At 41.7% G+C, this 25,929-nt stretch carries 17 protein-coding genes and 1 pseudogene; 7 read left to right on the top strand and 11 right to left on the bottom strand.

The features are described 5' to 3' along the window. Positions 1-286 precede the first annotated feature (286 nt). Positions 287-2,077 (top strand): hypothetical protein, encoded by a 1,791-nt coding sequence (locus tag C2M30_RS17710; protein ID WP_105172684.1) that lies wholly within the window; start codon positions 287-289, stop codon positions 2,075-2,077. Here the strand turns inward: C2M30_RS17710 and C2M30_RS17705 are convergent. The 6 genes from C2M30_RS17705 to dapB form a co-directional block, all read right to left on the bottom strand. Beyond that, a complete protein-coding gene (locus C2M30_RS17705) occupies positions 2,074-2,766 on the bottom strand; it encodes a potassium channel family protein (RefSeq protein WP_105172683.1) in 693 nt (230 codons plus the stop codon). The genes C2M30_RS17710 and C2M30_RS17705 overlap by 4 nt on opposite strands. A gap of 53 nt (positions 2,767-2,819) precedes the next feature. Further along, positions 2,820-3,935: a tetratricopeptide repeat protein gene (locus C2M30_RS17700; protein WP_158683543.1), complete on the bottom strand. Its 1,116-nt coding sequence runs from the start codon at positions 3,933-3,935 to the stop codon at positions 2,820-2,822. Between the two features lie 89 nt (positions 3,936-4,024). Next, a complete protein-coding gene (gene greA, locus C2M30_RS17695; RefSeq protein WP_010558849.1) occupies positions 4,025-4,501 on the bottom strand; it encodes a transcription elongation factor GreA in 477 nt (158 codons plus the stop codon). Between the two features lie 105 nt (positions 4,502-4,606). Next, entirely contained in the window at positions 4,607-7,825 is a 3,219-nt protein-coding gene (carB, locus tag C2M30_RS17690) for a carbamoyl-phosphate synthase large subunit (RefSeq protein WP_105172681.1), read from the bottom strand. A 17-nt stretch (positions 7,826-7,842) separates the two neighbouring features. Beyond that, positions 7,843-8,973: a glutamine-hydrolyzing carbamoyl-phosphate synthase small subunit gene (gene carA, locus C2M30_RS17685; protein WP_105172680.1), complete on the bottom strand. Its 1,131-nt coding sequence runs from the start codon at positions 8,971-8,973 to the stop codon at positions 7,843-7,845. 217 nt (positions 8,974-9,190) lie between these two features. After that, the gene (gene dapB, locus C2M30_RS17680) at positions 9,191-9,991 is read right to left on the bottom strand and encodes a 4-hydroxy-tetrahydrodipicolinate reductase (RefSeq protein WP_105172679.1); all 801 of its coding nucleotides are present in this window, start codon (positions 9,989-9,991) and stop codon (positions 9,191-9,193) included. Between the two features lie 339 nt (positions 9,992-10,330). On the opposite strand from dapB, the pseudogene C2M30_RS17675 reads away from it, so the two are divergent. Together C2M30_RS17675 and C2M30_RS17670 are read left to right on the top strand one after the other, a co-directional pair. Further along, positions 10,331-11,646 (top strand): annotated as a pseudogene (locus C2M30_RS17675) (Na+/H+ antiporter NhaC family protein). Between the two features lie 507 nt (positions 11,647-12,153). Beyond that, positions 12,154-13,443: a hypothetical protein gene (locus tag C2M30_RS17670; protein WP_105172678.1), complete on the top strand. Its 1,290-nt coding sequence runs from the start codon at positions 12,154-12,156 to the stop codon at positions 13,441-13,443. A gap of 166 nt (positions 13,444-13,609) precedes the next feature. Here the strand turns inward: C2M30_RS17670 and C2M30_RS17665 are convergent, their stop codons facing one another. Both C2M30_RS17665 and C2M30_RS17660 read right to left on the bottom strand, forming a co-directional pair. Further along, positions 13,610-14,131 carry a GrpB family protein gene (locus C2M30_RS17665; protein WP_199775908.1) on the bottom strand — a complete coding sequence of 174 codons (522 nt, stop codon included), beginning with the start codon at positions 14,129-14,131 and terminating at the stop codon, positions 13,610-13,612. Positions 14,132-14,521: 390 nt separating this feature from the next. After that, entirely contained in the window at positions 14,522-15,394 is an 873-nt protein-coding gene (locus tag C2M30_RS17660) for an AraC family transcriptional regulator (protein ID WP_105172676.1), read from the bottom strand. A gap of 627 nt (positions 15,395-16,021) precedes the next feature. On the opposite strand from C2M30_RS17660, the gene C2M30_RS17655 reads away from it, so the two are divergent. Genes C2M30_RS17655 through C2M30_RS17645 form a run of 3 tightly spaced genes read left to right on the top strand, consistent with a single transcriptional unit; the run spans position 16,022 to position 20,682 of the window. Next, entirely contained in the window at positions 16,022-17,266 is a 1,245-nt protein-coding gene (locus C2M30_RS17655; RefSeq protein WP_199775907.1) for an MFS transporter, read from the top strand. 10 nt (positions 17,267-17,276) lie between these two features. Continuing rightward, positions 17,277-18,143 carry an ROK family protein gene (locus C2M30_RS17650; protein ID WP_105172674.1) on the top strand — a complete coding sequence of 289 codons (867 nt, stop codon included), beginning with the start codon at positions 17,277-17,279 and terminating at the stop codon, positions 18,141-18,143. After that, entirely contained in the window at positions 18,136-20,682 is a 2,547-nt protein-coding gene (locus C2M30_RS17645) for a family 20 glycosylhydrolase (protein ID WP_105172673.1), read from the top strand. Before C2M30_RS17650 ends, C2M30_RS17645 begins: the two co-directional genes overlap by 8 nt. Before the next feature lie 285 nt (positions 20,683-20,967). On the opposite strand, the gene C2M30_RS17640 is transcribed toward C2M30_RS17645, so the two are convergent. Continuing rightward, a complete protein-coding gene (locus tag C2M30_RS17640) occupies positions 20,968-21,807 on the bottom strand; it encodes a GNAT family N-acetyltransferase (protein WP_105172672.1) in 840 nt (279 codons plus the stop codon). Positions 21,808-21,898: 91 nt separating this feature from the next. Here C2M30_RS17640 and C2M30_RS17635 point away from each other — a divergent pair, with 91 nt between their 5' ends. Continuing rightward, entirely contained in the window at positions 21,899-22,342 is a 444-nt protein-coding gene (locus C2M30_RS17635) for a hypothetical protein (RefSeq protein WP_105172671.1), read from the top strand. A gap of 262 nt (positions 22,343-22,604) precedes the next feature. Here the strand turns inward: C2M30_RS17635 and C2M30_RS17630 are convergent, their stop codons facing one another. Beyond that, the gene (locus C2M30_RS17630; RefSeq protein ID WP_100915484.1) at positions 22,605-23,294 is read right to left on the bottom strand and encodes a polyphosphate polymerase domain-containing protein; all 690 of its coding nucleotides are present in this window, start codon (positions 23,292-23,294) and stop codon (positions 22,605-22,607) included. Next, positions 23,291-25,927, bottom strand: coding sequence for a hypothetical protein (locus C2M30_RS17625; protein ID WP_105172670.1), 2,637 nt, complete (start codon positions 25,925-25,927; stop codon positions 23,291-23,293). The genes C2M30_RS17630 and C2M30_RS17625 overlap by 4 nt, the downstream gene beginning before the upstream one ends. Between the last annotated feature and the right edge of the window lie 2 nt (positions 25,928-25,929).

Here is a 25,929-nt window from a genome sequence, read left to right as displayed (position 1 = left end):
AGCTCATAATACCAATTCACTTAAGTATGTGATCAGGTATAGCGCTGGATAAATGAAATGGTAACAAGGCGGAATTTTTCTTATGTAGTTGTTCTACATTGATAAATTCTAACGTAGTTAGCATGATATTTAGCCCGCTAGGATGATTAGCTACTTAAGTGAATTGGTATAAAAGTTTAAATAATAAAAATATTCCTTATACTGTCGGTAAAGGTGCTGTCATCTAGGTGATAATAATATTTGTACTTAGAAACACAGCACCCGTCAGACTGCAAATTAACGATTTATGGAAGAGAATGTGGTAAAAAAGTACAGCGTAATAACCTTAATTATTGTGCTACTTGGCGTACTTATATGGTTTGCCAACTTTTATTCACTGCCTACACCAGAAATTGATCACGCTTTACCTAACACACAGATTACCGATGAAATAATACTGGAACAGGTAAAAGCCGCCCCCGAAAAAGCACAGACACACACAAAAATCGTGATAGCGGAAGATTCAGCTAAAAATAGTTATTGCAAGGACCAAACACGCTACATTGCCAAATTTGAGCGTGACAAAAAAGGTTATTTAAGTACGCTTGCTGTAGCTTGGAAACTACAAGGGCAAAACCCACAAACCATAATTCATGCACTTGAAACGACAGTATCAAAAGACGCCGCACAGCGTTTTGAGCGCGACTTAAAACTGGTCTCATCGTTTAACGAAAGTAATCAGAGTAAAAGCCAACAATACCTCAATGAATTAACTTTTAATGATTATGCGAAAAATAAACACCGTTTACACTTTTTAAAATGGCGTCAACACGCGATTAAAAACGACTTTATAGAAAGCTATCGCGAACAAGCAGAGCGTTACCCTGATATCGCAGCCGATATACTGCAACAAGCATTTTTACAAGCAATCAATATTGATAACCCCAAGCCCGATTTTGATCAATTGCTGTTACTTTACGATAGTTATTACTCACTTAACCCTGTTCCAAACAAATTGATTACGTCACACCAACTATCTTATTTACTAAGCGGATTAACGCCCGATGTTGCCAATAAAGTGCTATCTCGTTTATTGCTGATTGAGCAATTAGACAGTGAAGAAACAAAGTCTATTGTGCTAGCGCGCATTGGCGGTATCAACAAGCAGTTCGCCGAGATAATCAAAGGTGCAACGGTTAGCGCAAAACCAGTTGTTGAAAGTGATGAATTAAAAACCCGTATCGCAAATATTATCGAAAAAGAAAAACTGAGTCTCAGTGAACAAAATGTTTGTCAGCTTTACGATGTGGCCGAAATCGACAGCCAAATAAATGTTACGTATGTAGATGCATCGACCCTTGATTATGACCACCCGAGTTGCGATCGTTTGCTGTCAGAACAAGCTAAAGAAATTGGCATGTTGGCGTTATTTTCTGAATTATCAGCTCAGTTTTTAGCGGCGGGTATCGACCTTAGTAATCTAAATAATGCAGAGCAGGTAAAACGAGCAGATCTTACTTTGATCCATGAATACCTTGCTAAAAAGCCTGAGTTCGAACGTGAACTTGCGTATTTATTAATTTATTCAAGGCCTATGCATAGTCAACGTGTCGCAATCATTGATGCGCTAGTCACGCAAGGGCTTTATCCGAAAGATGCCAATGCCGTTGCCGTAATTCAGCGCCTTAACAGCGAAGATGCACTGCGTATGCTTGATCGCATGGGTAATATCGATAAGCCAAATCAACGCGGTGAAAGTGTGGTGTATAACCTGATGTTTATCAATCCAAGCCTAACCGTCGAATTAATAAATCGTGGTTATGTGCAGCAACACAGCGAGCACCATCCGGATCCGCTACTGAAAATGTTACATTTTTTAAAAGAAAACCGTGCATCAGATCAATGGATTAGTGTTGTCGATGCGCTTATTAACAACGGTGCAAAACTAAAAGCGCGCCACCTAGACGAAATGTACCGCATTAAGCTGACCTTACCGGAAATTTACCAAAAGCTAATAGAGTTACACCCCGAATTAGCCGCTGAAAAAGCAGGTTCACTCAAAGTAATACAATGTCAGGGCGTAAGCGACGCACACTAAGCGTCATTATCGTGTTTTTTTGTCATCGAAAGATGATTTTGGTGCATTATATTTAGTCGTGAACCAACTAAACTGGCAACTAATATTGTAAGGTATAACTGCCCTACCACTGCTTCAAAATACACAAACACCCTAGAAATTGGAATATTAGGGGCAATATCACCAAAACCCAGCGTGGTTAACGTAACAAAGGAGAAATAAATAAACTCTGGAAATAACGCGAACCACTTGATGGTCGAAGGTACGTTATTAAAAGCTGGCATAAAGTTAATATGGATAAGGCTATAAATAATCGCCCAAATAATACCCATCATAAAATAGAGGCAGATTGCGCCAAGGATTTTGTTGCCGTCTACAACACCTGAAAACAGTACCTGCTTTGCCGTTTTAATTGCGGTAAATGTAAAGAAAACAAGCATTAAGCCCAATGTGACATTATCGCCCATCACATTATCAATAAACAAAGTCAGCCAAGAAAATGCGATAATCACAAACGGAAACAACATCTTATATTTAAACAACTGATTGCTTGAATCTACGCCCCACACCGAAATCACCAAGGTAAACATAGTGCACGATTGCATCATATGTTGCATTTTACTGCTGAAAAATTGGTGACACAGGGCTGTACCAAACAGTAGCAAAGTTAAGGCGATGGTTAGATAAAGAAAGTTATCTCGTTGGCTCATATTAATTCCTTTGAGCGTTGATACAATAAACGGTATATAGGCGCGTTGTTTAACTAGCGTTTTGCTGCAAAATTAAAGTCACTTGCAACACGAATATAAGGCATCGCAATATTATACGTTTGCACTAACTGCTGAGCACGTTTTTTAGCCGCGGCATATGTCTCAAAATCAAAGTTAATGGCGTAATAAAAACCTGCCATTTCAACAACCTTACAATCAAGCTGTTGCGCCACTCTTAACGCATTTTCACGTTCTGCATATTTACCAAACTGTAAAACAAACCCACTTAAATTTTGACTTGGTTGTGGTGGCTCAAAGGTTAATGCATCGTGCGAACGAGTGCTGGTTTGATGTGCTGCGGCAGATTGATTGCTGTGCTCGTTAATAAGGAACATTTCCGCTTGAGGCACACCTTGCTTAAGGGCTATTAGCGCGTATTCATGGGCTTTGTTTTTATCTTGCGCTAGGTATTCACCATTAAAGTGTAACGACGCCAAGTTATGCGCTGCAAAACCATTGCCTTGTTTGGCGGCACTTTGGTAATAACCAATACTTTTTTGTGGCTCAGTTTTAAAAACCAGTGTGGCATAAATAAATTGCGCTTTATCATATCCTGCATCAGCAGATCCTTTGATAAGTGCTAAGCCCCGTGCTTGATCTTTAGAAACGCCCTCGCCTTTCAAATAAAGCGCGCCTAATTCTAATTTGGCTTTATTATCACCCTGTTCAACAGCCGCAGTTAACCACTGGGCTGCTTTCTCCGGTTGATAAACAACACTCGTCTCATTGCTATAGCGACTCGCCAATTTACGCTGCGCATTAATCGAGCCATTACGCGCTGCTTTCAAATAATAATCAAACGCCAAGCGCTTACGCTTTTCAACATCAACGCCAACAACTTTTCCAAGTTCAAACGTAAGGGCAAGATTAAACGTTGCCTCGGCGTGACCTTGTTCATCGGCAAGGGTTAAGTATTCGAGTGCTTTTTGTTTGTTTTTAACGACTCCTTGTCCTTTAGCGTACAAGCTTGCCAAGATAAAATTTGCTTCTGCGTTATCATCTTCTGCTAATTCGGCACATTTGTAGCGCGCGTTTATATAATCCGCATCGTTAAACGCACGGGTGCATTCATTATCAAACTGGGGCGTGTACTGGGCTTTAACAGCCATAAATGGCGTTAAAAGTAGCAAGCAAAACAGGAAATGTATTTTCATAACGCTAAAACAAAAAAGCTCGGTAATAACCGAGCTTTTAAAAGTTAGATGTATTCTACTTCTGTGATTTCGTACTCAACCGCACCATTTGGGGTTTTGATTGTTACTGCATCATCGATTTCTTTACCGATTAATCCACGGGCAATTGGTGAGTTAAATGAAATCAGATTATTTTTAATGTCTGCTTCATCATCACCAACGATGCGATAAGTCGTTTCTTCGTCAGTATCAACGTTGACGATAGTAACGGTTGCACCGAAAATCACTTTGCCGTTATTTTGCATTTTAGTAACGTCAATAATTTGAACCGTTGATAGTTTTGCTTCAATCTCTTGAATACGGCCTTCACAAAAACCTTGCTCTTCACGCGCTGCGTGGTATTCAGCATTTTCTTTTAGGTCACCGTGTTCACGCGCTTCTGCAATATCAGCGACAATTTTAGGACGGCGTACCGTTTTTAATTCATTTAACTCGTCACGCAGTAATTGTTCACCACGTACTGTCATTGGTGTTTGTTGCATTATTCTTCCTAGAACTCTTTCACAATAAAAGCCCGGATTAACCGGGCTTTTTATCATTTCTACATTAATTGTCTTAGTCTATATCAAAAAATATAGACGGGGCAATTAATTTACACGCTTGTGTAGCTCTTGTACCGACGATACCGTTGAACGGTCATCAGCAGCATGTGCTTTACAGTTAGCAAATGCGGCATTAAGCGTTGTTGTGTAGTTTACTTTACCTTGCAGAGCACCACGACGAAGTACTTTAGAATCTTCAATCGCTTGACGACCTTCAGTGGTGTTTACAATGTAGCTGTACTCACCATTCTTGATACGGTCAAGAATATGAGGACGACCTTCGTAAACTTTGTTTACACGACGCGCTTCAATGCCTGCTTCTTCAAGTGCTTTTGCTGTGCCGCCAGTTGCGTCAAGCTCAAAGCCTAAATCACGCATGGTACGTGCTAATTCAACAATACGCTTTTTATCGCTGTTACGAACAGATAGTAACGCACGACCACCACGTGGCATTACGTTACCTGCACCAAGCTGTGCTTTAGCAAATGCGTCAGCGAATGTGTCACCCACACCCATAACTTCACCTGTTGAACGCATTTCAGGACCACGCATTGGGTCAACGCCAGGGAATTTAGCGAACGGAAGTACTACTTCTTTTACGCTGTAGTATGGAGGAATGATTTCTTTCGTTACGCCTTGGCTTGCAAGAGACTGACCCGCCATACAACGTGCAGCTACTTTAGCAAGTGCAACACCTGTTGCTTTTGACACAAAAGGAACAGTACGTGCAGCACGTGGGTTTACTTCAATTAAGTATACTTCGCCATCTTTAACAGCAAACTGAGTATTCATTAAGCCAACAACGCCAAGCTCTAATGCCATGCGAGTTACTTGGTCACGCATGCGGTCTTGGATTTCAGGGCTTAGTGAGTATGCTGGTAGTGAACACGCTGAGTCACCTGAGTGAACACCTGCTTGTTCGATGTGTTCCATGATACCACCGATGATCACTTGCTCACCGTCACAGATAGCATCTACGTCGATTTCGATTGCGTCATCTAGGAAGCGGTCAAGTAGTACTGGCGCTTCGTTTGAAGCTTGTACCGCTTCTGTCATGTAACGACGTAAATCGTCTTCGTCGTATACAATTTCCATCGCACGACCACCCAGTACATATGAAGGACGTACAACTAGTGGGAAGCCGATTTCAGCAGATTTAGCTACCGCTTCTTCTAGTGAAGTAACTGTTGCGTTTTCAGGCTGAAGTAGGTCTAAACGCTCAACCATTTGTTGGAAGCGCTCACGGTCTTCTGCACGGTCGATTGCATCTGGCGAAGTACCAATGATTGGCACGCCATTCGCTTCAAGTTCACGCGCTAGCTTAAGTGGTGTTTGACCACCGTACTGCACGATTACGCCTTTTGGCTTTTCAACACGTACGATTTCTAATACGTCTTCTAGCGTGATTGGCTCGAAGAATAAACGATCTGATGTGTCGTAGTCGGTAGAAACTGTCTCAGGGTTACAGTTAACCATAATCGTTTCATAACCGTCCTCACGCATTGCAAGGGCTGCGTGTACACAACAGTAATCGAATTCAATACCTTGACCGATACGGTTAGGGCCACCGCCGATAACCATAATTTTGTCTTTGTCAGACGGGTTCGCTTCACACTCTTCATCGTACGATGAATACATGTAAGCTGTGTCTGAGCTGAATTCTGCCGCACAGGTATCTACGCGCTTGTAAACTGGTAATACTTCAAGCGTGTGACGCTTTTTACGTACTTCAGCTTCGCTCACGCCTAATAGTTCCGCGATGCGCGCATCCGCAAAACCTTTGCGCTTTAAGCGACGTAGGAAGTCTTTGCTAAGACCAGCCATGCCGCCTTCAACGATTTTTGCTTCGTCTTTGATGATGTCTTCGATTTGTACTAAGTACCAACGGTCAATCTTAGTCAGTTCGAATACGTCTTCAACGCTCATGCCGTGACGCATTGCATCAGCAACATACCAAATACGCTCTGCACCTGGCTCACGTAATTCACGTACGATTTTCTCTTTCGCGTTCGGGTCGTCAAGCGCAACGATTGGGTTGAAACCCGTTGCACCAACTTCTAAGCCGCGAAGTGCTTTGTGTAATGATTCTTGTTGGTTACGGCCAATTGCCATTACTTCACCAACAGACTTCATCTGAGTCGTTAGACGATCGTTAGAACCTGCGAATTTTTCGAAGTTAAAACGCGGGATCTTAGTTACAACGTAATCAATTGACGGCTCGAACGATGCAGGTGTTGCGCCACCCGTGATGTCGTTTTGAAGCTCATCTAACGTGTAACCTACTGCTAATTTTGCAGCGATTTTTGCAATTGGGAAACCTGTTGCTTTTGATGCAAGTGCAGATGAACGTGATACACGTGGGTTCATTTCGATGATAACCATACGGCCATCAGCTGGGTTTACACCAAACTGTACGTTTGAACCACCTGTTTCAACACCGATTTCACGAAGAACCGCCATCGATGCGTTACGCATTAGCTGGTATTCTTTGTCTGTTAGTGTTTGTGCTGGCGCTACTGTGATTGAATCACCTGTGTGAACACCCATAGGGTCGAAGTTCTCGATAGAACATACGATGATACAGTTGTCGTTTTTGTCACGAACAACTTCCATCTCGTACTCTTTCCAACCTAGTAAGCTTTCATCAATAAGAAGTTCGCTTGTAGGTGAAAGGTCAAGACCACGCGTACAGATCTCTTCGAACTCTTCCATGTTATAAGCAACACCACCACCGGTACCACCCATGGTGAAAGAAGGACGAATAATACATGGGAAGCCGATACGCGTTAGCGTGTCACGTGCTTCATCCATTGAGTGTGCGATTTCTGCGCGAGGACACTCAAGGCCAATCGCCTTCATTGCCGCATCAAAACGCTCACGGTTTTCTGCTTTGTCGATTGCATCAGCAGTTGCACCGATTAACTCAACGCCGTGCTTTGCAAGTACGCCATGCTTATCTAAATCAAGTGCACAGTTAAGCGCAGTTTGACCACCCATAGTAGGTAGTACTGCATCTGGCTTTTCTTTTTCGATGATGCGCTCAACCACTTCCCAGTGAATTGGCTCGATGTAAGTTGCATCAGCCATTTCTGGGTCAGTCATAATAGTAGCAGGGTTAGAGTTTACTAAGATTACGCGGTAACCTTCTTCTCTTAGTGCTTTACACGCCTGTGCGCCTGAATAATCGAATTCACATGCCTGACCGATAACAATCGGACCTGCACCTAAAATTAAAATACTTTTTATGTCATTACGTTTTGGCATTTTAGTCTCAGTCCTAATTATTTACGTTCTTGCATTAAGTCGATGAAATGGTCAAATAACGGTGCTGCATCGTGAGGACCTGGGCTTGCTTCAGGGTGACCTTGGAAGCTAAACGCTGGCTTATCAGTGCGGTGAATACCTTGTAATGTGCCGTCGAATAATGAAACGTGCGTTGCACGTAAATTTTCAGGAAGTGTGTCTTGGTCCGCTGCGAAACCGTGGTTTTGCGCAGTGATCATTACCACATCGCGGTCTAGGTCTTTAACCGGGTGGTTACCACCGTGGTGACCAAATTTCATTTTTACTGTCTGAGCACCTGACGCTAACGCCAGTAACTGATGACCTAAACAAATACCAAAGATTGGCGTGTCTGTTTCAAGGAAAGTTTTAATTGCTTCAATTGCATAAGTACACGGCGCTGGGTCACCAGGGCCATTTGATAAGAAGATGCCATCTGGGTTAAGTGCAAGTACATCAGCAGCTGGGGTTTGTGCTGGTACAACAGTTAACTTACAACCGCGGTCAACTAACATACGTAAAATGTTACGTTTTACACCGAAGTCGTATGCCACAACGTGGAATTTTGCATCTTCATCGCTCAGAGTTTTAAACCCTTCGCCTAACGTCCAACTTGTTTCGTTCCAAGTGTACTGTTCTTTTGTACACACTACTTTAGCAAGGTCCATACCTTTAAGGCCTGGGAATGCTTTTGCCGCTTCAAGTGCTTTTGCTTCATCAACATCACCTGCGATGATACAGCCGTTTTGTGCGCCTTTGTCACGTAAAATACGAGTTAGCTTACGCGTATCAATATCAGCAATACCTAGGATGTTGCGTGATTTAAGATACTCATCTAACGATTGCTCATTACGGAAGTTGCTTGCAAGCAGCGGAAGGTCGCGAATAACTAGGCCTTTAGCCCAAATTTTTGAAGCTTCTTCATCTTCGCTGTTGGTACCTGTGTTACCGATATGCGGGTAAGTTAAAGTAACAATTTGTTCAGCGTAAGATGGATCAGTTAAAATTTCTTGATATCCAGTCATTGAAGTATTAAAAACTACTTCACCAACTGAGATACCCTCAGCACCAATGGCAGTACCGCGAAATACCGTGCCGTCTTCAAGGACTAACAGAGCGGATTTAGACAAGTTGACCTCCTAACAGTAAAAAACGGGCAAAATTTGCGTAAAATTCAACCCGTTCAATCGACCTAACGCCCTAGAGAAAGCGCTAGATTATAAAATTTTGGCAAATTCCAAGTATTTTAGATGAAATCTGAAAAAAGGTCTAATAAAAAATCAGAAAAAATTAAAAATAACGTGTTTAACAGAAAATTTACTTTAACCTGCCAAAAAATTCAGTTATCTACCTAAAACCAAGCACATCTTGCATAGTATAAAGTCCAACTGGTTTATTATGTAACCAAGCCGCAGCCCTTACAGCGCCTTTAGCAAAGGTCATTCGAGAGCTTGCTTTGTGAGTAAGTTCGAGTCTTTCGCCGTCAGCCGCAAAATAAGCCGTATGTTCACCAACTATATCGCCGCCACGCATCACAGAATAGCCAATTTCTTTTTGACTTTTCGCCTGCTCATCTTTTGAACGGTCAAAAACCGCGACTTCATCGTGTTGCCAGCCTTTTGCCTCAGCAATGGCTTCACCAATCATCAATGCCGTGCCAGACGGCGCATCAATTTTGTGTTTGTGGTGCAGTTCGAAGATTTCGATATCAATATCGTCTGCCAAGGTTTTTGCTGCAGTTTTAACCAGGTTCTCAAGTAAATTGATTCCTACTGAATAATTGCGAGAAAAAACAATTGGGATTGATTTTGCAGCAGTTTCAAGCTCCGCCATATCATCCGCGGTTAAACCGGTCGTACCAATCACCATTGGAATGTTATGCTCCACCGCGTAGGCCAAGTGTTTTTTCATGCCTATTGGTAATGTGAAATCAATAATGACGTCAGTGTCAGCGTTTACACTCGTTTCATCACTAAAGGTAACTGTGCTGTCGCCTTGGTTAATAAAATGCTTAACGGCTTGTCCAAGTAATTCATTGTTAGCGCGCACTGCGGCACATACTAATTCTGTTGACTCATTGTTGATGCTTGCTTCACAAAGTGCGCGGCCCATTCGGCCATTCGCCCCAAACACTGCGATGTTTGTCATAATTTTCTCTACTTTTGTTCGGTTAAATGCGTTAAACCTGACGCTTTCACAATTTCGGATAAAGTTTGTTTGATATTACCCTTTAAAGAAAGCCGACCTTAGCATTTTTTAGCGGTTAATTTTATTCCTTTGCCAATTATAACAAGTTCAATTTGACAAAACATCTAGACATCTATACATTCGCACATCCATTTTTATTCACTCTATTTGTTTGCCAATATCGCTTAAAACTTGCGCTCACGCGCAAAACATGGAACTAATAGAACTGAATAAGAAGAAGAAATTTCAGTTATTGCCTGTTGTTAGCAATAACTTACAAAGTTTCCGTTTGAGGTTTTTATGGATACGCACATTAACAAAACCGCAGCAAAACTCTCGTTGCTGCCGTTACTTACATTTGTCGGCCTATTTTTAGGGGCGGGTTTATATTTGCAGTCGCAAGGCGTTGATTATGCGTTTTATCAATTGCCAGCGCCTGTAGCGATTTTACCTGCAATTTTACTGGCATTTTTACTCAATAAAAAAACCATTAACGAATCGGTAGACACCTTTATAAAGGGTGCGGGCCACAACAATATCATCACTATGTGTTTGATTTATCTGCTTGCTGGTGCGTTTTCAACAGTTGCAGGCGCGACTGGTGGTGTTGATGCTGTGGTAAACGCAGGCCTTGATTTAGTACCTCCTGCGTTTTTATTGCCAGGCTTATTTTTAATCTCAGCAGTGGTATCAACGGCAATGGGTACATCAATGGGTACCATAGGCGCCATTGGTCCAATTGCCTATGCACTCTCAGTCAAAACAGGACTTGATCCTGCGCTTGTTGCCGGTACGGTGGTGTCAGGTGCATGTTTGGCGACAACTTATCAATTATTTCAGATACCACGATTGCCGCTACGCGCACGCAAGGCTGTGAAATGAAAGATAAATTCCGCGAGAATTTAAAAATTGCGTTACCCGCCGCTGCGTTAACCGTACTACTGTTAGCATTTTTAACGCCTGAACCTGAAATCATTGATGTTAAAGACTACGACTTATTATTAGTATTACCTTATGCATTTATTTTGGTGCTTGCAGTAGCTGGCTTGAATGTCTTTGTCGTGTTGTTTAGTGGCATTGTGTTTGCTGGTTTAATGGGCTTTACCGGTGACTACCAAGGTGGTCAATTTGTTAAAGACATTTACGAAGGCTTTAAAGGCATGCAAGAAATTTTCTTGTTGTCGATGTTTATTGGCGGCCTGTCTGAGTTTATTCGTGTAAATGGTGGCCTTGATTATATCGCTCACAAAATTCAAAAAGGCACTGCTGTTATTGCTAAATGGAATCGTAAAGTAGCCGACCAGTTTGGTATTGCTGCGTTAGTACTTACTTCTAATTTATGTATTGCAAACAACACTGTGTCAATTATAGTCGCAGGCCCAATTGCGAAAAAGCTTGCTGAAGACGGTAATATTCCGGCTAAACGCTCGGCAAGTTTGCTCGATATTTTCGCCTGTGTAATGCAAGGCAGTTTGCCATACGGTGCACAAGCACTATTACTTGGCGCAACTTTCCACATTACGCCTTGGGATGTTGCAACTAGCTCTTACTACTGCTTTATTTTAGCCTTTGTTGCGCTGGCAATAATTGCTTTATACAAGCGCAACGAAGCCTAGTTTCGCTTTTTACGATTCCGTGTTTGGCGCTCAAATGAGCGCCTTTTTTTAATCTTTTAACTGTACTTGTTGTTCAAAGGGAGCAACCTCTATTACTTATTACCGAGTTAAAAGGAAAACCTAGGCTATTTTAAGGCTGAAACACCCTCTGTTATTCCCGCTTTTTTCATAAGCACATCGTTTAGTTTACGTTCTCTTGTACCTTAAATTATTTACAATCTCGCTATGTTAAGAGGTAAACAGATTCAGTTTTGGGTAACGAAGCATTGCTATCAATTATTATTACTGTTATCAGCTTTAATTTTGTCTGCAATAAAATGTGATAAGAAAAGTCGCCTTAAACTCTGTAATCACTACGCCCTATAACTATTTAAATACCCTTCTACTATTAAATTTAGACAGTTGTAATATTCCTTATTCAGATCTGCTGCCAAATAACACTTGCAATTAATTGTTATAGTATAACATAATGCAAATGTTACTATATAACATTACAAGGATAAAAAGATGATACGTAAAGCGCTTGCAAGTGCTATTTTGGTTTCCCTACTGAGCGCCTGCGGTTCAGACAAGCACACCGTAATTGACAATACGCCGGTTGTAGATCAGCCTTCTGAGCCTCATCCAGAGCTTGAATTACCTGCGGGTCGCTTAGCGATTAACTCTCCCGATTCAAATCAAGTTAGTATTTATGATTTAACCAGCAATCAAATCATTGATACATTTTCTGTTACTAACACTGTATCTGCGCTTTTTGCCAGCCCGAATGGTCGCTATGCAGTAGCGATTCAGCGTAACGATAACCTAGTTGAATTTATTGATGGCGGTATTTATTTAGAAGAACACGGCGATCATCATGATCTACATGAAGATGCACCATCAGCTAATTCATTTGAATTACTCGATGTAAAACCAACGCACTATGTCCCTGTTGGTGAGCAAGCACTGGTATTTTTTGACGGTGATAAAGACGCGTCTGCAGATGCCGGGTTTGCAATTATTTCTGACGAGAGTATTACTGAAAGCCGCATTGTTGCTGAACACCATTATGAAACCTATCAACACGGTACAGGGCAAATTCGTGACGGCTTCGTACTTGCGACTATTCGTGATGTAAACAGTGAAACATCGTTACCTGAAACAATTGGTTTATTTGAAGTACATAACGATCACTTCCACCAAGAACAAACATTTGAACACGCCTGCCCTGATCTTCACGGTAGTTTCCAAACTGAGAACTATATCGCGTTTGCGTGTAGTGATGGTGTTGTAAAAGTAAAACAAGAAGGCGAGTTATTTACATCTAGCAAAATCGCTAACCCAGAAGAATTACCAGCAGGAGTGCGCATTGGTAAATTTATTGGTAGCAAAGAAAACAACACGATTATCGGCTTATCACGCGGTGGCGTATTTGCTGTTGATTTAACTACTGATGAAATTAGCCCATTCCAATGGCAAGCTGAAGGCATTACTAGCTACTTAGCATACGGTGTTAGCGGTGATGAAGAATCAATCGTCGTATTAGACGAAGCTGGCTATATTAATGTGTATAACCAAGAATCGCAGTGGCAAAGTGTCGCACGTTTCGCCGCGATTACGGAACTAGATGCAGAAAAAAGCGCTAAGCTTATTGCGAATAAAGCAAATAATCACGTTTACCTAGCGTACGGCAATACCGTGTATCAAATTGATATTGAGCAGCAAACAGTCGCTGAAATTACAACCTTTGAAGATGGCATTGGCAACCTAACTTGGTTAGGCGCGTTTGAAGAAGAAGAGCACGAACATGACCACTAATAAGCGCAGATTTTATTTTTATAAATAAAAATACGCTTATCGGTTTAACGCTTTCACTTTGGTTTCCCATTAAAGTGATCTTAATGCCGGCAAGGCTACATTGCCGGCATTTTTTATCTGAAACACCCTATTAAGATTTCAAACAGTTAAATATAAGCTGACTGATTTACGCTAAACGTGCCAATACGTCTTTCACAAACGGCGATTTTGCTTTTCCATAGTCATCTTGAACGGTATTACCTTCAGCTAGTACCGCTTTCTTTTTTGCTTCATAGGCAGCTCTATCTTCTGGATTTTCGAGCATATGGTGTTTGTAAGCGACTTGTTTTAAATGCTCTTCGCTATTGTATTCAATAACATGTAAATGCACATTAAACACTTCACCATTATATTTAACGCCTATGTCTTTACGCGGGCGTGTTGCTGGAAAAGGCTTATTACTGTGTTGATCAACAAAACCAAACTGCTTGATGTATTCGACTGCAGATCCCAATTCACCTGGTTGATATAAAATAGAAATATCGATGATGCCCTTGCCGGCAACATAAAATGATGACGAGCCAAAATGTAAAAAGGTAAAACGAGGATCATCAAGGCGTTGCATAATATGCGTTGCGACGGTTAAAAATTCTTCTCGCCAAGGATTAAAGCTAGCTGGCACTAATTTATAACTACAAAATTCAATCATTGAAATGTCTTAAAAACAATTTTGTTTAATATAACGCTTTGTTAGTTAGCGATAAATAGTTTCTCGTTAGATGAAGTTTATTTGTTACAGATCAATAAACATCATTGAGAATAATTATCAATTCACTTAGAATAAATATCAATCTGATACAGTGTTTTTGTCTAAAATAAAGCCAATTCAGTTAGCGCAGTTATATTGCTAAACACCTTATGTGCTAACAATTCGTGATTTCGGTGAAGTGGTTTAACTGTGCCTGTATTTACACACCTCCCCTGGTTTTTAGTAACGATGGGCTGTATTTCAGCCTATTCCACTAAGTTAACAAACCAAAGGGCACGCACGTGCCCTTTTATCTTTCAAATGCATGGGCTGTTGCAAAAACTAACAATCTCAATTAATTAAGTTGTGGTTAATGAGTTGTTGACGAAACTTACGCGGCGTACATCCTTTAAACGCCAGAAAACGACGATTAAAGTTAGACACGTTATTAAAACCGCATTGGTCGCTGATCACCGAAATCGGCGACGAGCTACTTACGAGTAACTTACACGCTTTACCAATGCGTAAACGATTAATAAACTCAGTGAGCGTGCATTCGGTGCGCTGTTTAAAATAGCGATGAAAGTGGTTGGTTGACATATGCGCCAATTCAGCAAGTTGATCGGCGTATAAATTATCTGTGTAGTGTTGGTATATAAACTCAATCACTTGGTTAAGTTTGCCGTTATCTTGTTCCATCTGCTTACCAAATGCGAACATTGGGGTTGATAAAGTAACTTGTTCGACGTCGTGCTGCATTTTATCTAGCAAATCGAGTAATAAAAACAAACGCTGAGTTGCCCCCGCATTATCCATAGCTTCAAATAACGCTTTTGCTTCAATTGCACATTCTTTTGAATACTTAATGCCTTTTAGCGAACGCGCTAACATTGGCAATAAGCCTTGCAATTCTTTATGGTCACGCGCTAACTTATCGAGCCATTTTACGGGAATTTGCGCTACATACACGATTTGCTCTGAGCCATCTTGGTTTGCTTCAGATTGCCATGTGTGCGGTAAATTAGGCCCGACAAAAACCAAATCTAGCTCACCGTATTCCTCAATATGATCGCCAATATGGCGCATACCTTTACTGTTTAATGTTAGGCAAATTTCGTATTCAGGATGGTAGTGCCAACTGAACGGCAGATATGGCATCAGGTATTTATGATACCGCCATGACGCATCGGTAGGCGTTATCACTTTTTCACAAAATGCACGCATAATTTAATAACTAACTTAATTCAATTACTACAAACCATTTCAACAGAATCGCGCATAACAAAAGATACTATTCTATCAAGTAACGATACTTTTCAATTTTATCGTTAAGTTGTATTTCAGACTATTCGCTAAAAGTCGAACAAGTATGTACCTATAAAATTAACGGGTTACTTATTAAAGTGGTTTAAAATAGCCTAAATGCTGTAATACCGGCTTCAGCTCCTGTTTTGTTTAGAGTAATTTGCTTCGATATTTACATTAAAAAACTCCCTAAACTCACGACATTTTAGCGGTGATTGGCGCTCTCAATTAACGCTCCGTCAAAAGTCAAAATCACGCCTGAAATGATCGAAAACTGCTGTTAGCTTGATTGAAAAGTATTATTAATAAATAGAAAAATACCGCTATCTAATTCTTTATCTTGGCACACTAGATAACGTTTACAGTCTACTCGGTATTTCCCCCTAAGAAATCACCTCACAGGACATGTAAGCGCGAGGCTGTGGCAATCCCCTTGTTTTTGTCTGCCCGTCAAAAATTAATTTTTGTCGCAGCCTCACCTATACGCTCTTGGCGAACGAAAAATACTAATAAACGAATAAAACCAATAATAAACAGGAAATAATCATGAAAGCCTATCCCGTCGTGCTCTTAGTCTTAATCACCTTTTTTGTGATTTCGTTTGTTTCAAACCTACTCGGCCCTATTTTTCCCGCACTGATTGAAAGCTATCAAATTGGTCTGATGTTAGCTGGATTTTTCCCCTTTGCCTTTTTTGCCGCATACGGCTTAATGTCAATCCCAGCGGGACTAATCGCACAAAAAAAAGGGGAAAAATTTGTTATTTTACTAGCGTTTGCGCTGGCAGCACTCGGCGCCATATTATTCGTATTACTGCCTAATTTTGCTATGGCAATGTTTGCGCTGTTTACCATTGGCAGTGCGATGGCACTACTCCAAGTAGCGATTAATCCGCTGCTTCGACGCGCCGGTGGTGAGCAAAACTTTGCCGCTTATTCTGTATCGGCTCAATTATTATTTGGTGCAGCAGCGGCATTATCACCATTAGTGTACAGCACTTTGGTTAGCCACATTGAAAATGGTACACCAACTGGACAACTGCTGGCGACCTTCACTGAACCAAATAAAGCGTGGCTAATTATGTATGCACTATTTGCGGTTATTAGCTTAGTGATGTTAGCCGTTACTTTTATTACCCCAATCGCGCGCGAGCCTCAGCAACAACAAAACACCAACCTTGCCGATTCGTTGGCACTTTTTAAAGACAAAACCGTATTACTGTTTTTTATTGCAATTGCCTGTTATGTCGGCTTAGAGCAAGGCATTGCAAATTCAATTTCGGTCTTTTTAGAGACCTACCACGGGCTTGATCCCAACACCCAAGGCACTGAAGTGGTCAGTCAGTTTTGGTTATTTTTAACCATTGGCTGTGTATTAGGGTTAGTGCTGTTAAAAGTACTCGACGCTAAATTAGTACTAAAACTGTTTTCTCTGGGTGCTGCAGCGTCACTTGCTTGCGCTATTTTTGGCAGCAAGCAAGTTGCGCTGGTGGCGTTTCCAGCAGCAGGCTTCTTTTTATCAATTATGTGGTCTGTACTGTTTTCACTTGCGTTAAATTCGGTTGCAAACGGGCACAGTGCGGTGTCTGGTATTTTATGTACTGGCATTATTGGTGGTGCGTTGGCATCGCCAATTATTGGCTTTATCGCAGAGCTTTCAGGCAATTTACGTGTTGCACTGCTAGTGTTGTTTATTCCACTGGGCTTTATTTTCAGCGTTAGCATTTGGGCTAAACCGCTAATTAAAAATCACACCATTCAATTTAATAAAAAACGTATCGCAGTAGATTAAGAGAGCAGTAATGACTAATTGCAATACCCCGTTTATTACCTGTGTTGACTTAGGCGGCACTAAACTTGCCATCGCAAACATTGCAAATGGCGAGATTATGAAATCGCATACCGTGCCAATTGATGCGAGCTTAAGTAAAGACGACTTTAACGCGTTTTTATTTAATAATTTAACCCCCTTTGTAACCAAGGCATGCCGTGGCATTTGCATTGGTGTGCCAGGCTTAGTCGAGAGTGATAGCGGCTTTGTTATTGAGGTGCTCAATATTAAACACTGGCAAAATGTGGCACTTAAAACGCTACTTGAAGCGCGCTTTGCTCGACCTGTTTTAGTGCATAACGATGCCAATTGTTTTACCTATGGCATTTATAAAAACAAAGCCTATCAAAGTTATGAAAATTTAGTTGGCGTCACCTTAGGCACAGGCCTTGGCGCGGGCTTAATCTTGAATGGCCGCCTTTATACCGGCAAACAATCTGCCGCTGGCGAGTTTGGTAGTTTCCCCTATTTAGACGGCATTATCGAAGACTATTGTTCCAGCCAGTTCTTTAAAAAACAAGGTTTAGATGGCGCTGCTACTTATCAGCAAGCACAAGCAGGTGATAACCGCGCTCTGGCGGTGTTTGCCGAACTAGGTAAGCATTTAGGCCACGCACTAGTGCAAGTAGTGCAAGCGTTTAACCCTGAAAAAGTGGTGTTTGGCGGTGCAATCGCCAAAAGTGCCCCACTGTTTATTGATGCGTTACAGCAAACATTACTTAAGCAACTGCCGCAAAGCGTTTACAACGCACTGCAAATTCATTACACCCAAGATACAAATACTGCGCTGTTTGGCGCTTATCAGCTTTTTTTAGACGAGGTAGCAACAGGTGAATAAGTTATTAGCCCTTTCTGTTTTATGTTTAGTAACACCGAAGCTTGTCAATGCCAATCAACACACCATTGATACGCTTGCCAACGAGCTTGATGTTAACTATCGCTTAATTAGTGCCAGCCCTAAAAGTTGCCCAGGCGATGAAAAAAAGTGTTACTTATCTGAGTTAACACTGACCAACCCAAGTGACCTTAAAGACACCAACTTTGCCATATTTTTTAGCCAACTAATGCCGATTTATGCTGTGGAATCAACGCACTTTGATATTAGCCATATCAACGGCGACGTTCACAAAATTTCCGCAAAAAAACACTTTAAAGGTTTTACTAAAAATACCCCTGAGGTGATCCGTTTTTATAGCAAAGATTCGCAAATTACCCGTTCCGAATTTATGCCAAACTACATTATTAGCGATAGAACTGCGAGCGATAAGATAACTGCACGCACCATTAAAAGCACCCATACGAGTATTGATCCTGACACCGGCCTTGAGCGCCAGCCCTACCTTGCGCCATTTACTTCACTTGCGCAGTTACGCGTAAGCAAACAAGACCAAACGCCGTGGATGTCGCCACAATATCTCTATCAAACGCAGTTAAAACCGAGCCTTAACACCGCACCAGTGAGTTTAATCCCGAAACCAAGTCGCCTTAACATTAATTCAGCCGATAATCTTGTAAAGCTCAGCAAAGGGCTAAACCTGTCACCTGAGCTTGCCAACAATAACGCGCTGTCTGCGGCGTTAACGCGCCTTGAACTGTTCGGTATTGGCCATTCCAAAACAGGCATTCCAACACAACTTAACATTGATAATACACTCGCCAATGAGGCCTATCAGTTAACCCTAGCGCCCAATGCTATTACCATCACAGCGAGCAGCAACACCGGTGCATTTTACGCACTAATGTCGATTGCGGGCTTAGTCAGCCTTGATAATTTAAGCGTACCAAGCCTTACTATTATTGATGAACCGCATTTTGAATTTAGAGGTTTGCATATTGATGTGGCGCGAAATTTCCGTAGCAAACAGTTTATCTTAGATACCTTGTCACAAATGGCGGCCTACAAACTCAATAAATTGCACCTCCATTTGGCCGACGATGAAGGTTGGCGCTTAGCCATTAACGACTTGCCAGAGCTTACCGAGATCGGCGCATTTCGCTGTTTTGACTTAACTGAAAGCGAATGTTTATTGCCACAATTAGGCGCAGGTATCGACAAATCGAGTCCAGTTAACGGCTTTTATAGTAAAGCAGACTACCAAGAGATTTTAAAATTTGCCGCGCTTAACCATATTGAAGTCATTCCATCGCTGGATATGCCAGGGCACTCACGCGCTGCCGTAAAAGCCATGGATGCGCGTTACAAAAAATACATGCAAGCGGGCGAGCAACAAAAAGCCGAGCAGTACTGGTTAAGTGAAGCAAATGACACCACCCAATACTCATCAATTCAGCATTATAACGACAACACTCTCAATGTATGTTTGCCAAGCACTTATACTTTTATTGAAAAAGTGATTGATGAACTTATCGCGATGCACCATGAAGTTGGTGTAGAGCTTACCACTTATCACATTGGTGCGGACGAAACGGCTGGTGCGTGGCTTAACAGCCCGGCATGTAACGCCCTTAAAGCCAGCACTCCTGAGCTAAGCTCATTTAACGGCTACTTTATTGAAAAAGTATCGCAATTAGTTGCCAGCAAAGGGATTAAAGTAGCGGCTTGGAATGATGGTTTAGGTGATACTAATCCACAAAATATGCCATCAAAAGTACAGTCGAACGGCTGGTCGATGATCACCGAGGACGGCTACAAAGAAGTACACCAGCAAGCTAATTTAGGCTGGGATATGGTACTCTCGACCCCCGAAGTTACCTACTTTGATTTCCCTTACCAAAGCCACCCTGAAGAGCGCGGCAATCATTGGGCGGCACGTGCCATTGACGGTTATAAAGTGTTTGGTTTTATGCCCGAAAACTTACCTACTCACGCAGAAATTTGGAAAACCAAGGAACATCTCGCATATCGCGCTGATGATAACCAAGCGCGTCTAAACCAAGGTATTAAATTTAAAGGCTTGCAAGGCCATTTATGGAGCGAAATGTTACGTTCAGATAACCAAGCTGAATACATGCTTTATCCGCGCTTATTAGCGCTGGCTGAACGCGCTTGGCACAAAGCCGACTGGCAACTTAGCTACGCTGAAAAAGGGCGTATCTATGATAAGCAAAGCGGTGTGTTTACAACACAAAAACAAGCCGAGAGAGATACTGATTGGCAGCGCTTCGCCGCGTTGGTTGGCTTAAAAGAAATTGCAAAGTTAGAACAGCAAGGAGTGTTTTATCGCGTACCAACCGTTGCAGCAGCGTTTAATAACGGCAAGCTAGAGGCATTTACACCTTACCCTGGCTTTGCAATTGAGGTGCAAGATAAACAAGGCACTTGGCATGCAATTAACCACATCAAAGATGTAAACGATGCTCATTATATTCGTGCGCGCAGTGAAACACGCGTTGGCAGAAGTCTTTCGTTAAAATAGACTGTGTGCGCCGCTTTACGTTTACGCTAGCCTAAAGCGGCGCAAATAATATATACCGATTTGCTACAAAGGGGTAACTTTTAGTTATTTATAACAAAAGTATTAGCTCACCTAGCACCATGATTTAAATGATAAAATAGTACTTTTAAACAGCTTTACACACCTTTTCTGGGGATAACCCTCTAATGATTATGGATGAAGGTATTAGTTTCCAAATAGACCAGCGATACTATTTAAATAGCAAACAACCATTTCATCATAAAAGGCTTATTTGTTTTTTGCATGTTAACCCAACTCAAAGGTGGTAATGCCATAAATTTTATCACGTGCGGTAGCGGGTATTGTTTTTTGATACATGCGCATTGTGGCAAACACTACATCCATGCGTTCCGATTCAGCTAAAGAGATTGCCTGTGGGTTGTTTTCGGGCACATCTAAAATAATCTGTTCACCTTGAATATCCACCTGCAACGCCTGAAAAAGCGATAATGCAATATCTGGCGAATCCGCAAAAAGCGGCCCTACTTTATAACCTTCCTGACACTTGCGCCTGACTGCATAACCTTTAATTTCACCGTTTTGTAAAAAGCATACAGACTTACCCTGAGGTTGTAATAACCACGCAGCTAGAAATTGCTCACGCGTAGCACCAAAACATGGCTTATCGTAAGTTAAAATATCGGGAATATGTTCTTTTGTCACCTCAACAACCTGCGCCGAACGAGTTGTCGCATTGGCTAATTTTTGAAAGCGTTTATTCTGATAATAAGGCACGTAACCGATGCGCTTGTATATCTCGACATTTTCCAGCACACCATCAATGCCAACATTTCGATCGCCGCAATATGCTAAGCGGTGTTTGGTCAGGGTTAAACCATAGCCTTTACCTCGATGCTCAGGTGCAACAATATACAAGCCACAAAACGCATACGTGTGATCGTAAGTGACCGCACTGCCAACTGCGACAATTTCACCGTTTAACTCGCCAACAAAAAAACCATTGGGATCTGCCAAATAAAACAGCTCAGCATCGTTTAAACCTGGGTTCCAACCTTCTCTTGCAGCCCAATCAATGGCGATTTTTAGCTCATCAGCCAACATTGGACGAATTTTAAATTCTGACATGGGTTCAACTTGTAAGGTAAATAAAGCATTTATTTAAAGTAACAGAAGTTATTGTCGATAAGATAGCGATAACTTTTAACCAAGGAATGTTATGAGTATTTCCAGCATCAATAAAATACCCTTTGCCATTCACCAAACAAGCTCTGTTGTCACTGCAAATGAGCATGATAATGACGAATCGAGTAACGAAAAAGACGGAACAACCGTGTCAATCTCACCTGAAAGTTGGCAAAAACTAAAAGAAAGTGAAGAGGAGAAAGAAGCTAAGTTAAACGCTTTACCCAAACATATTAAAGACATGATCAAGGCAATTGAGCGCATAAAAGAGCAAATCGAAATGGCTGAAGAAATGCTAGCAAAAGCTAAAGAAGCTGATTATTCCGATGAAAAAGTAAAAAAAGCAGTCATTGACAGCCAACAGAGTTTTTTAAACTCTTTAGAAATTGCACGCTTCGATGCAATTCAAGCACTGCAAGATGCGATGAAAGAGGCCGGTATTGAAGACGTTAGTATCATTACAGACTTAATGTCTTAAAACGATAAACCGTGTATACCTTGTTAAGAAACTGGCGCAATTATAAAAATTGCGCCCTAATGCGTTATTCACTCAAACTTACTCGATAACCATAATCAGAGTGTTATGTATTAAACACTTACACATACGGATTTTCTGATTATAGACAGCGTGTTCTTTAAAAGACTAACGCTCCGTTCTCTTACTTATACCGTAAGCATGTTTAAAACGCATTTAAGTAAAAAATAAGTGATTCGGTTAGATGCCTTTTAAAATCCCAACCCTATTGCCACATCAAATGACGAATGCAGTTAACGTATTTTGAGTGCCGAGAGGGTCTTAACGGGCAGGTAGCCAATAAATCACTTAACGCAGCTTCATTATCTGCGTTTGTTTTAAGCTCCAGTAAGACATAATCACCCAAAGCTGCAGCACGCGTTAAATTTGCCTGCTGACGATACCGTTGATCGTATGATTCAATGTTACTATCAAACGTTGCACGAATAGACTCATCACCTGAAATATAATACTCCCGACGGTAGCGGCAGATAATAATTGGAGAATGTTCTGTATCCCATAAATACTGAGCATTCACTGGCAAAGATTGGTAAGCGTTTTTAAGTGCGTAAAGCCATGAAAAGTCGGGGTTTTCGAACTGTAATGCGGTATCAAACGTGACCTTAAACCCTTTGCCACCTTGGCGGTGCTTAAATTCAAGTTTGGCCTGGTGAGCATGATGCAGCTCACCATACCAGCGAATGCGTACTTTTTTACGCGTACTAATGCCACTTAAATTTTCTTCAAAGCGTGCTAAAAACGGCGTATCTAGGTACAAACTATTAATATCTCGTGGTGCAAAATGTTCACGAAACATCATCGAGTGCGCCATTAACCATATATACACTTCTTGTAATCGATTTAAAGGAACTGGCACTTTAACCTCAAACCGATATTCTCTTTGCTGTAGGTTCATTTTGGTTTATCCGATTTCATTACTGTGTTGTATAAGTCTTTCACATCAAGCGCTTCAGTGCGCACAGCTAGCCCATTCACGTGTAATTGACTGCCCAATTCCGCTGTATTCTTGCCACTGCAGTTGGGATCAGAACATAAATAATCACTAACTCTCATTATCGCAGGGCCAAAAATCCGCTTTTTCGAATAACTCATTAACGCTTTATGTTGAATGTTAGACGCACGCACTCCGTCAGCTTCAATTAAGGAGCTGTCTTTGGCAACCAAGCCAAAATTTACATCGTCAAATTCAGTGTCACTGACAAACAATTGACTGCGCTCACCCGCTGAAATGGCTTTGTCACGCACATTGTTAAACTTGGCATGTTTTACCGTAAGCGTTGAGCCACTTACATCTAAGCCATCGCCACCAGAGCGAAAACCAATATTGGTAAATTGACTGGTATCAAGCACACCAGTGCAAAAATCGCAATCAAATGCATCAGACAACGCGTTTTTGATGGTTAAGTCGAATATATCCACCTTTGCATTAATAATGTTTAAGCCATCTTCAGATTGATTATCAGTAATTTGCACCGAGCGCATATTCACCTTGCCTTTAACAAAATAAATAGCGCCTCGTGGCTGCCACAAGCCGAGTTTTGGGCTACTGGCATAACTTATTTGCAGATGTTCAACTTGGTTAATGGTATTTACGTCATTTGAGAAAACACTTAAGCCTGACCACTTTGAAGTATCCGCTTGGCGCGTCATAACAACGGGTTGATGCTGTGTTCCTTGACTATGAAGTGCACCAAACACCATCAAACCTGCATACCGGCTAAATTTAAGCGTGGTTCCTTTAGGGATCACCACATGTGTATTCGGCGGCGTCACTAAATATTCATTAATAAGCCATTGGCCCGGCTTAAATACCCATTTATTTTCGGTTTGCGTAATAAACGCTTGATAATGAGATGCGTTGAACGGTGTGATGCCACCGCGAGGAATAAATGCCAATGGAGGCGTGTCTTTTTGAAAATAAAAACTGTCTGTGCCTTTATCTTCAAGTCCCGCACGCACCTTGATTGCATGTAAACGCTCTGGCAAAGTAACCGCTAATGTTTCGCCTGCGGCAATAGTAACGGGTAACTCATCATTAATTTGCTCAAGTGGCGAAATTTCTTGGCGTTTTGTAACACCTTCAATGCTTTTAATCGTCAGTGGAACTCCTTGGTTATTCACCACCGACCACACAAGTTTACCATTTTCATTTTTTAATCGACTTAATAGATCCCATGGCGCTAGCGCGCTAAACCGATCCATTTGCTTATGCAGCTCTTCGCTCACTTGCACAATACTCTCACACTCATCAGTTTGGTAATTAGCAGCCCAGCAGTTCGCTTGTTGCTTCATTACCTGATAGTTAAATGGCGTAGTGAGTGGACTATCACTGTGCAGCGATTTGATAAATTGCTTGTCGTAATCAGCCAGTGCTGGAATAAGCGTAGTATCAAGGCTCGCAATTAAATGCTGTTTAGCTGTTAAATAATGTTGCTTGATATTAGCGTCTGCAAGCATTGCCCTACTTAGTGCGAATTGATGACTCGGCGGTTTCATTAACCAAATATGCGCAGCTGGCGTTACCGCTACATCGCTTTGGATCGGTTCGAGTTTGGCGATATGCGGGTTGTAATACCAACGCCAGTTATTCCATGTCAGCGCATGCCATGCTCCCCATAAATCAACCATCGCAAGATATTGCCCCATGCGCTGCGCATCAAATACATCGCTTGCTGGGCGTTTGCCTGTTAAAAAGTCATCTAACAATGCCAAGGCAATTTGCCGTTGATTAGCAAGCGCTGGATTTGCCAAAATGGTTTTACGCTGCAAAACTCTCGGCTTCAGCGTACGAATCACCTTGCCGTTTTCATCTGTTGTTTGCGACACTAAATCAAGTCGTGTAATCAAGCCTTCCGTGCGGTTATTAACCGCCAACAAATCTTGACTAAAGGATTGTTCAAACAACATAACGCCCCAATCTGCACCATTAACAATTAAGCGCACAGGAATATTTTTCGGCGAAATAATGTCAAAGTTGCTGAGCGCTAAACTTTTGGCAAACAGGTTCGGTCCCTGGTTTACGCGCACACTTGGCGCAACTAAGGCGAACTTACGCGATTCAAACGAAGCTTGTTTTTTCTTAAGTTCAACTTTTAGGGACCAGCGTATTTGTTTATTCACGTGATCTAACATATCACCTTGCAAGCGCACTTTTGCAGTATGGCGTTCCTTACCATATACAATGGTAGCTGGCACTTGGCTACGCAGTTCTGGGATCATGCCACGCTCAAATGCAGTGCGTCTGTCGTTTTCAAGCTTAAGCCAATCTTGATACTTAATATCGACCTTGATGAGTGGTAAATCGGTGTTGGCTGATAAGTAACTATGCGGAGCCTGCACTACACTGCGCATTAATTGCAACGCTTTGTCTTTGCCTGAAACATGCTCAGCAACAAACCCTTTATCAACTAAGTATCGTTTGACTGCACCTGCAGATGGCATTAGCAAAATTGCTAACACCAGCAGGCCACCTAATAGTTTTATGCGGTCACCTTTCGTTGGTGATTGAATCGGAGTATCTAATCGCATGG

Source organism: Pseudoalteromonas sp. T1lg24, assembly GCF_002964745.1.
Lineage (GTDB): Bacteria > Pseudomonadota > Gammaproteobacteria > Enterobacterales > Alteromonadaceae > Pseudoalteromonas > Pseudoalteromonas spongiae.
This window is presented reverse-complemented; position numbering and strand designations above follow the sequence as displayed.

Bases quoted from the DNA above. Each gene is read 5' to 3' on its own strand.
- C2M30_RS17710 (WP_105172684.1), top strand. From the start codon at position 287: ATGGAAGAGAATGTGGTAAAAAAGTACAGCGTAATAACCTTAATTATT.
- C2M30_RS17705 (WP_105172683.1), bottom strand. From the start codon at position 2,766: ATGAGCCAACGAGATAACTTTCTTTATCTAACCATCGCCTTAACTTTG.
- C2M30_RS17700 (WP_158683543.1), bottom strand. From the start codon at position 3,935: ATGGCTGTTAAAGCCCAGTACACGCCCCAGTTTGATAATGAATGCACC.
- greA (WP_010558849.1), bottom strand. From the start codon at position 4,501: ATGCAACAAACACCAATGACAGTACGTGGTGAACAATTACTGCGTGAC.
- carB (WP_105172681.1), bottom strand. From the start codon at position 7,825: ATGCCAAAACGTAATGACATAAAAAGTATTTTAATTTTAGGTGCAGGT.
- dapB (WP_105172679.1), bottom strand. From the start codon at position 9,991: ATGACAAACATCGCAGTGTTTGGGGCGAATGGCCGAATGGGCCGCGCA.
- C2M30_RS17670 (WP_105172678.1), top strand. From the start codon at position 12,154: ATGATACGTAAAGCGCTTGCAAGTGCTATTTTGGTTTCCCTACTGAGC.
- C2M30_RS17665 (WP_199775908.1), bottom strand. From the start codon at position 14,131: ATGATTGAATTTTGTAGTTATAAATTAGTGCCAGCTAGCTTTAATCCT.
- C2M30_RS17660 (WP_105172676.1), bottom strand. From the start codon at position 15,394: ATGCGTGCATTTTGTGAAAAAGTGATAACGCCTACCGATGCGTCATGG.
- C2M30_RS17655 (WP_199775907.1), top strand. From the start codon at position 16,022: ATGAAAGCCTATCCCGTCGTGCTCTTAGTCTTAATCACCTTTTTTGTG.
- C2M30_RS17650 (WP_105172674.1), top strand. From the start codon at position 17,277: ATGACTAATTGCAATACCCCGTTTATTACCTGTGTTGACTTAGGCGGC.
- C2M30_RS17640 (WP_105172672.1), bottom strand. From the start codon at position 21,807: ATGTCAGAATTTAAAATTCGTCCAATGTTGGCTGATGAGCTAAAAATC.
- C2M30_RS17635 (WP_105172671.1), top strand. From the start codon at position 21,899: ATGAGTATTTCCAGCATCAATAAAATACCCTTTGCCATTCACCAAACA.
- C2M30_RS17630 (WP_100915484.1), bottom strand. From the start codon at position 23,294: ATGAACCTACAGCAAAGAGAATATCGGTTTGAGGTTAAAGTGCCAGTT.
- C2M30_RS17625 (WP_105172670.1), bottom strand. From the start codon at position 25,927: ATGCGATTAGATACTCCGATTCAATCACCAACGAAAGGTGACCGCATA.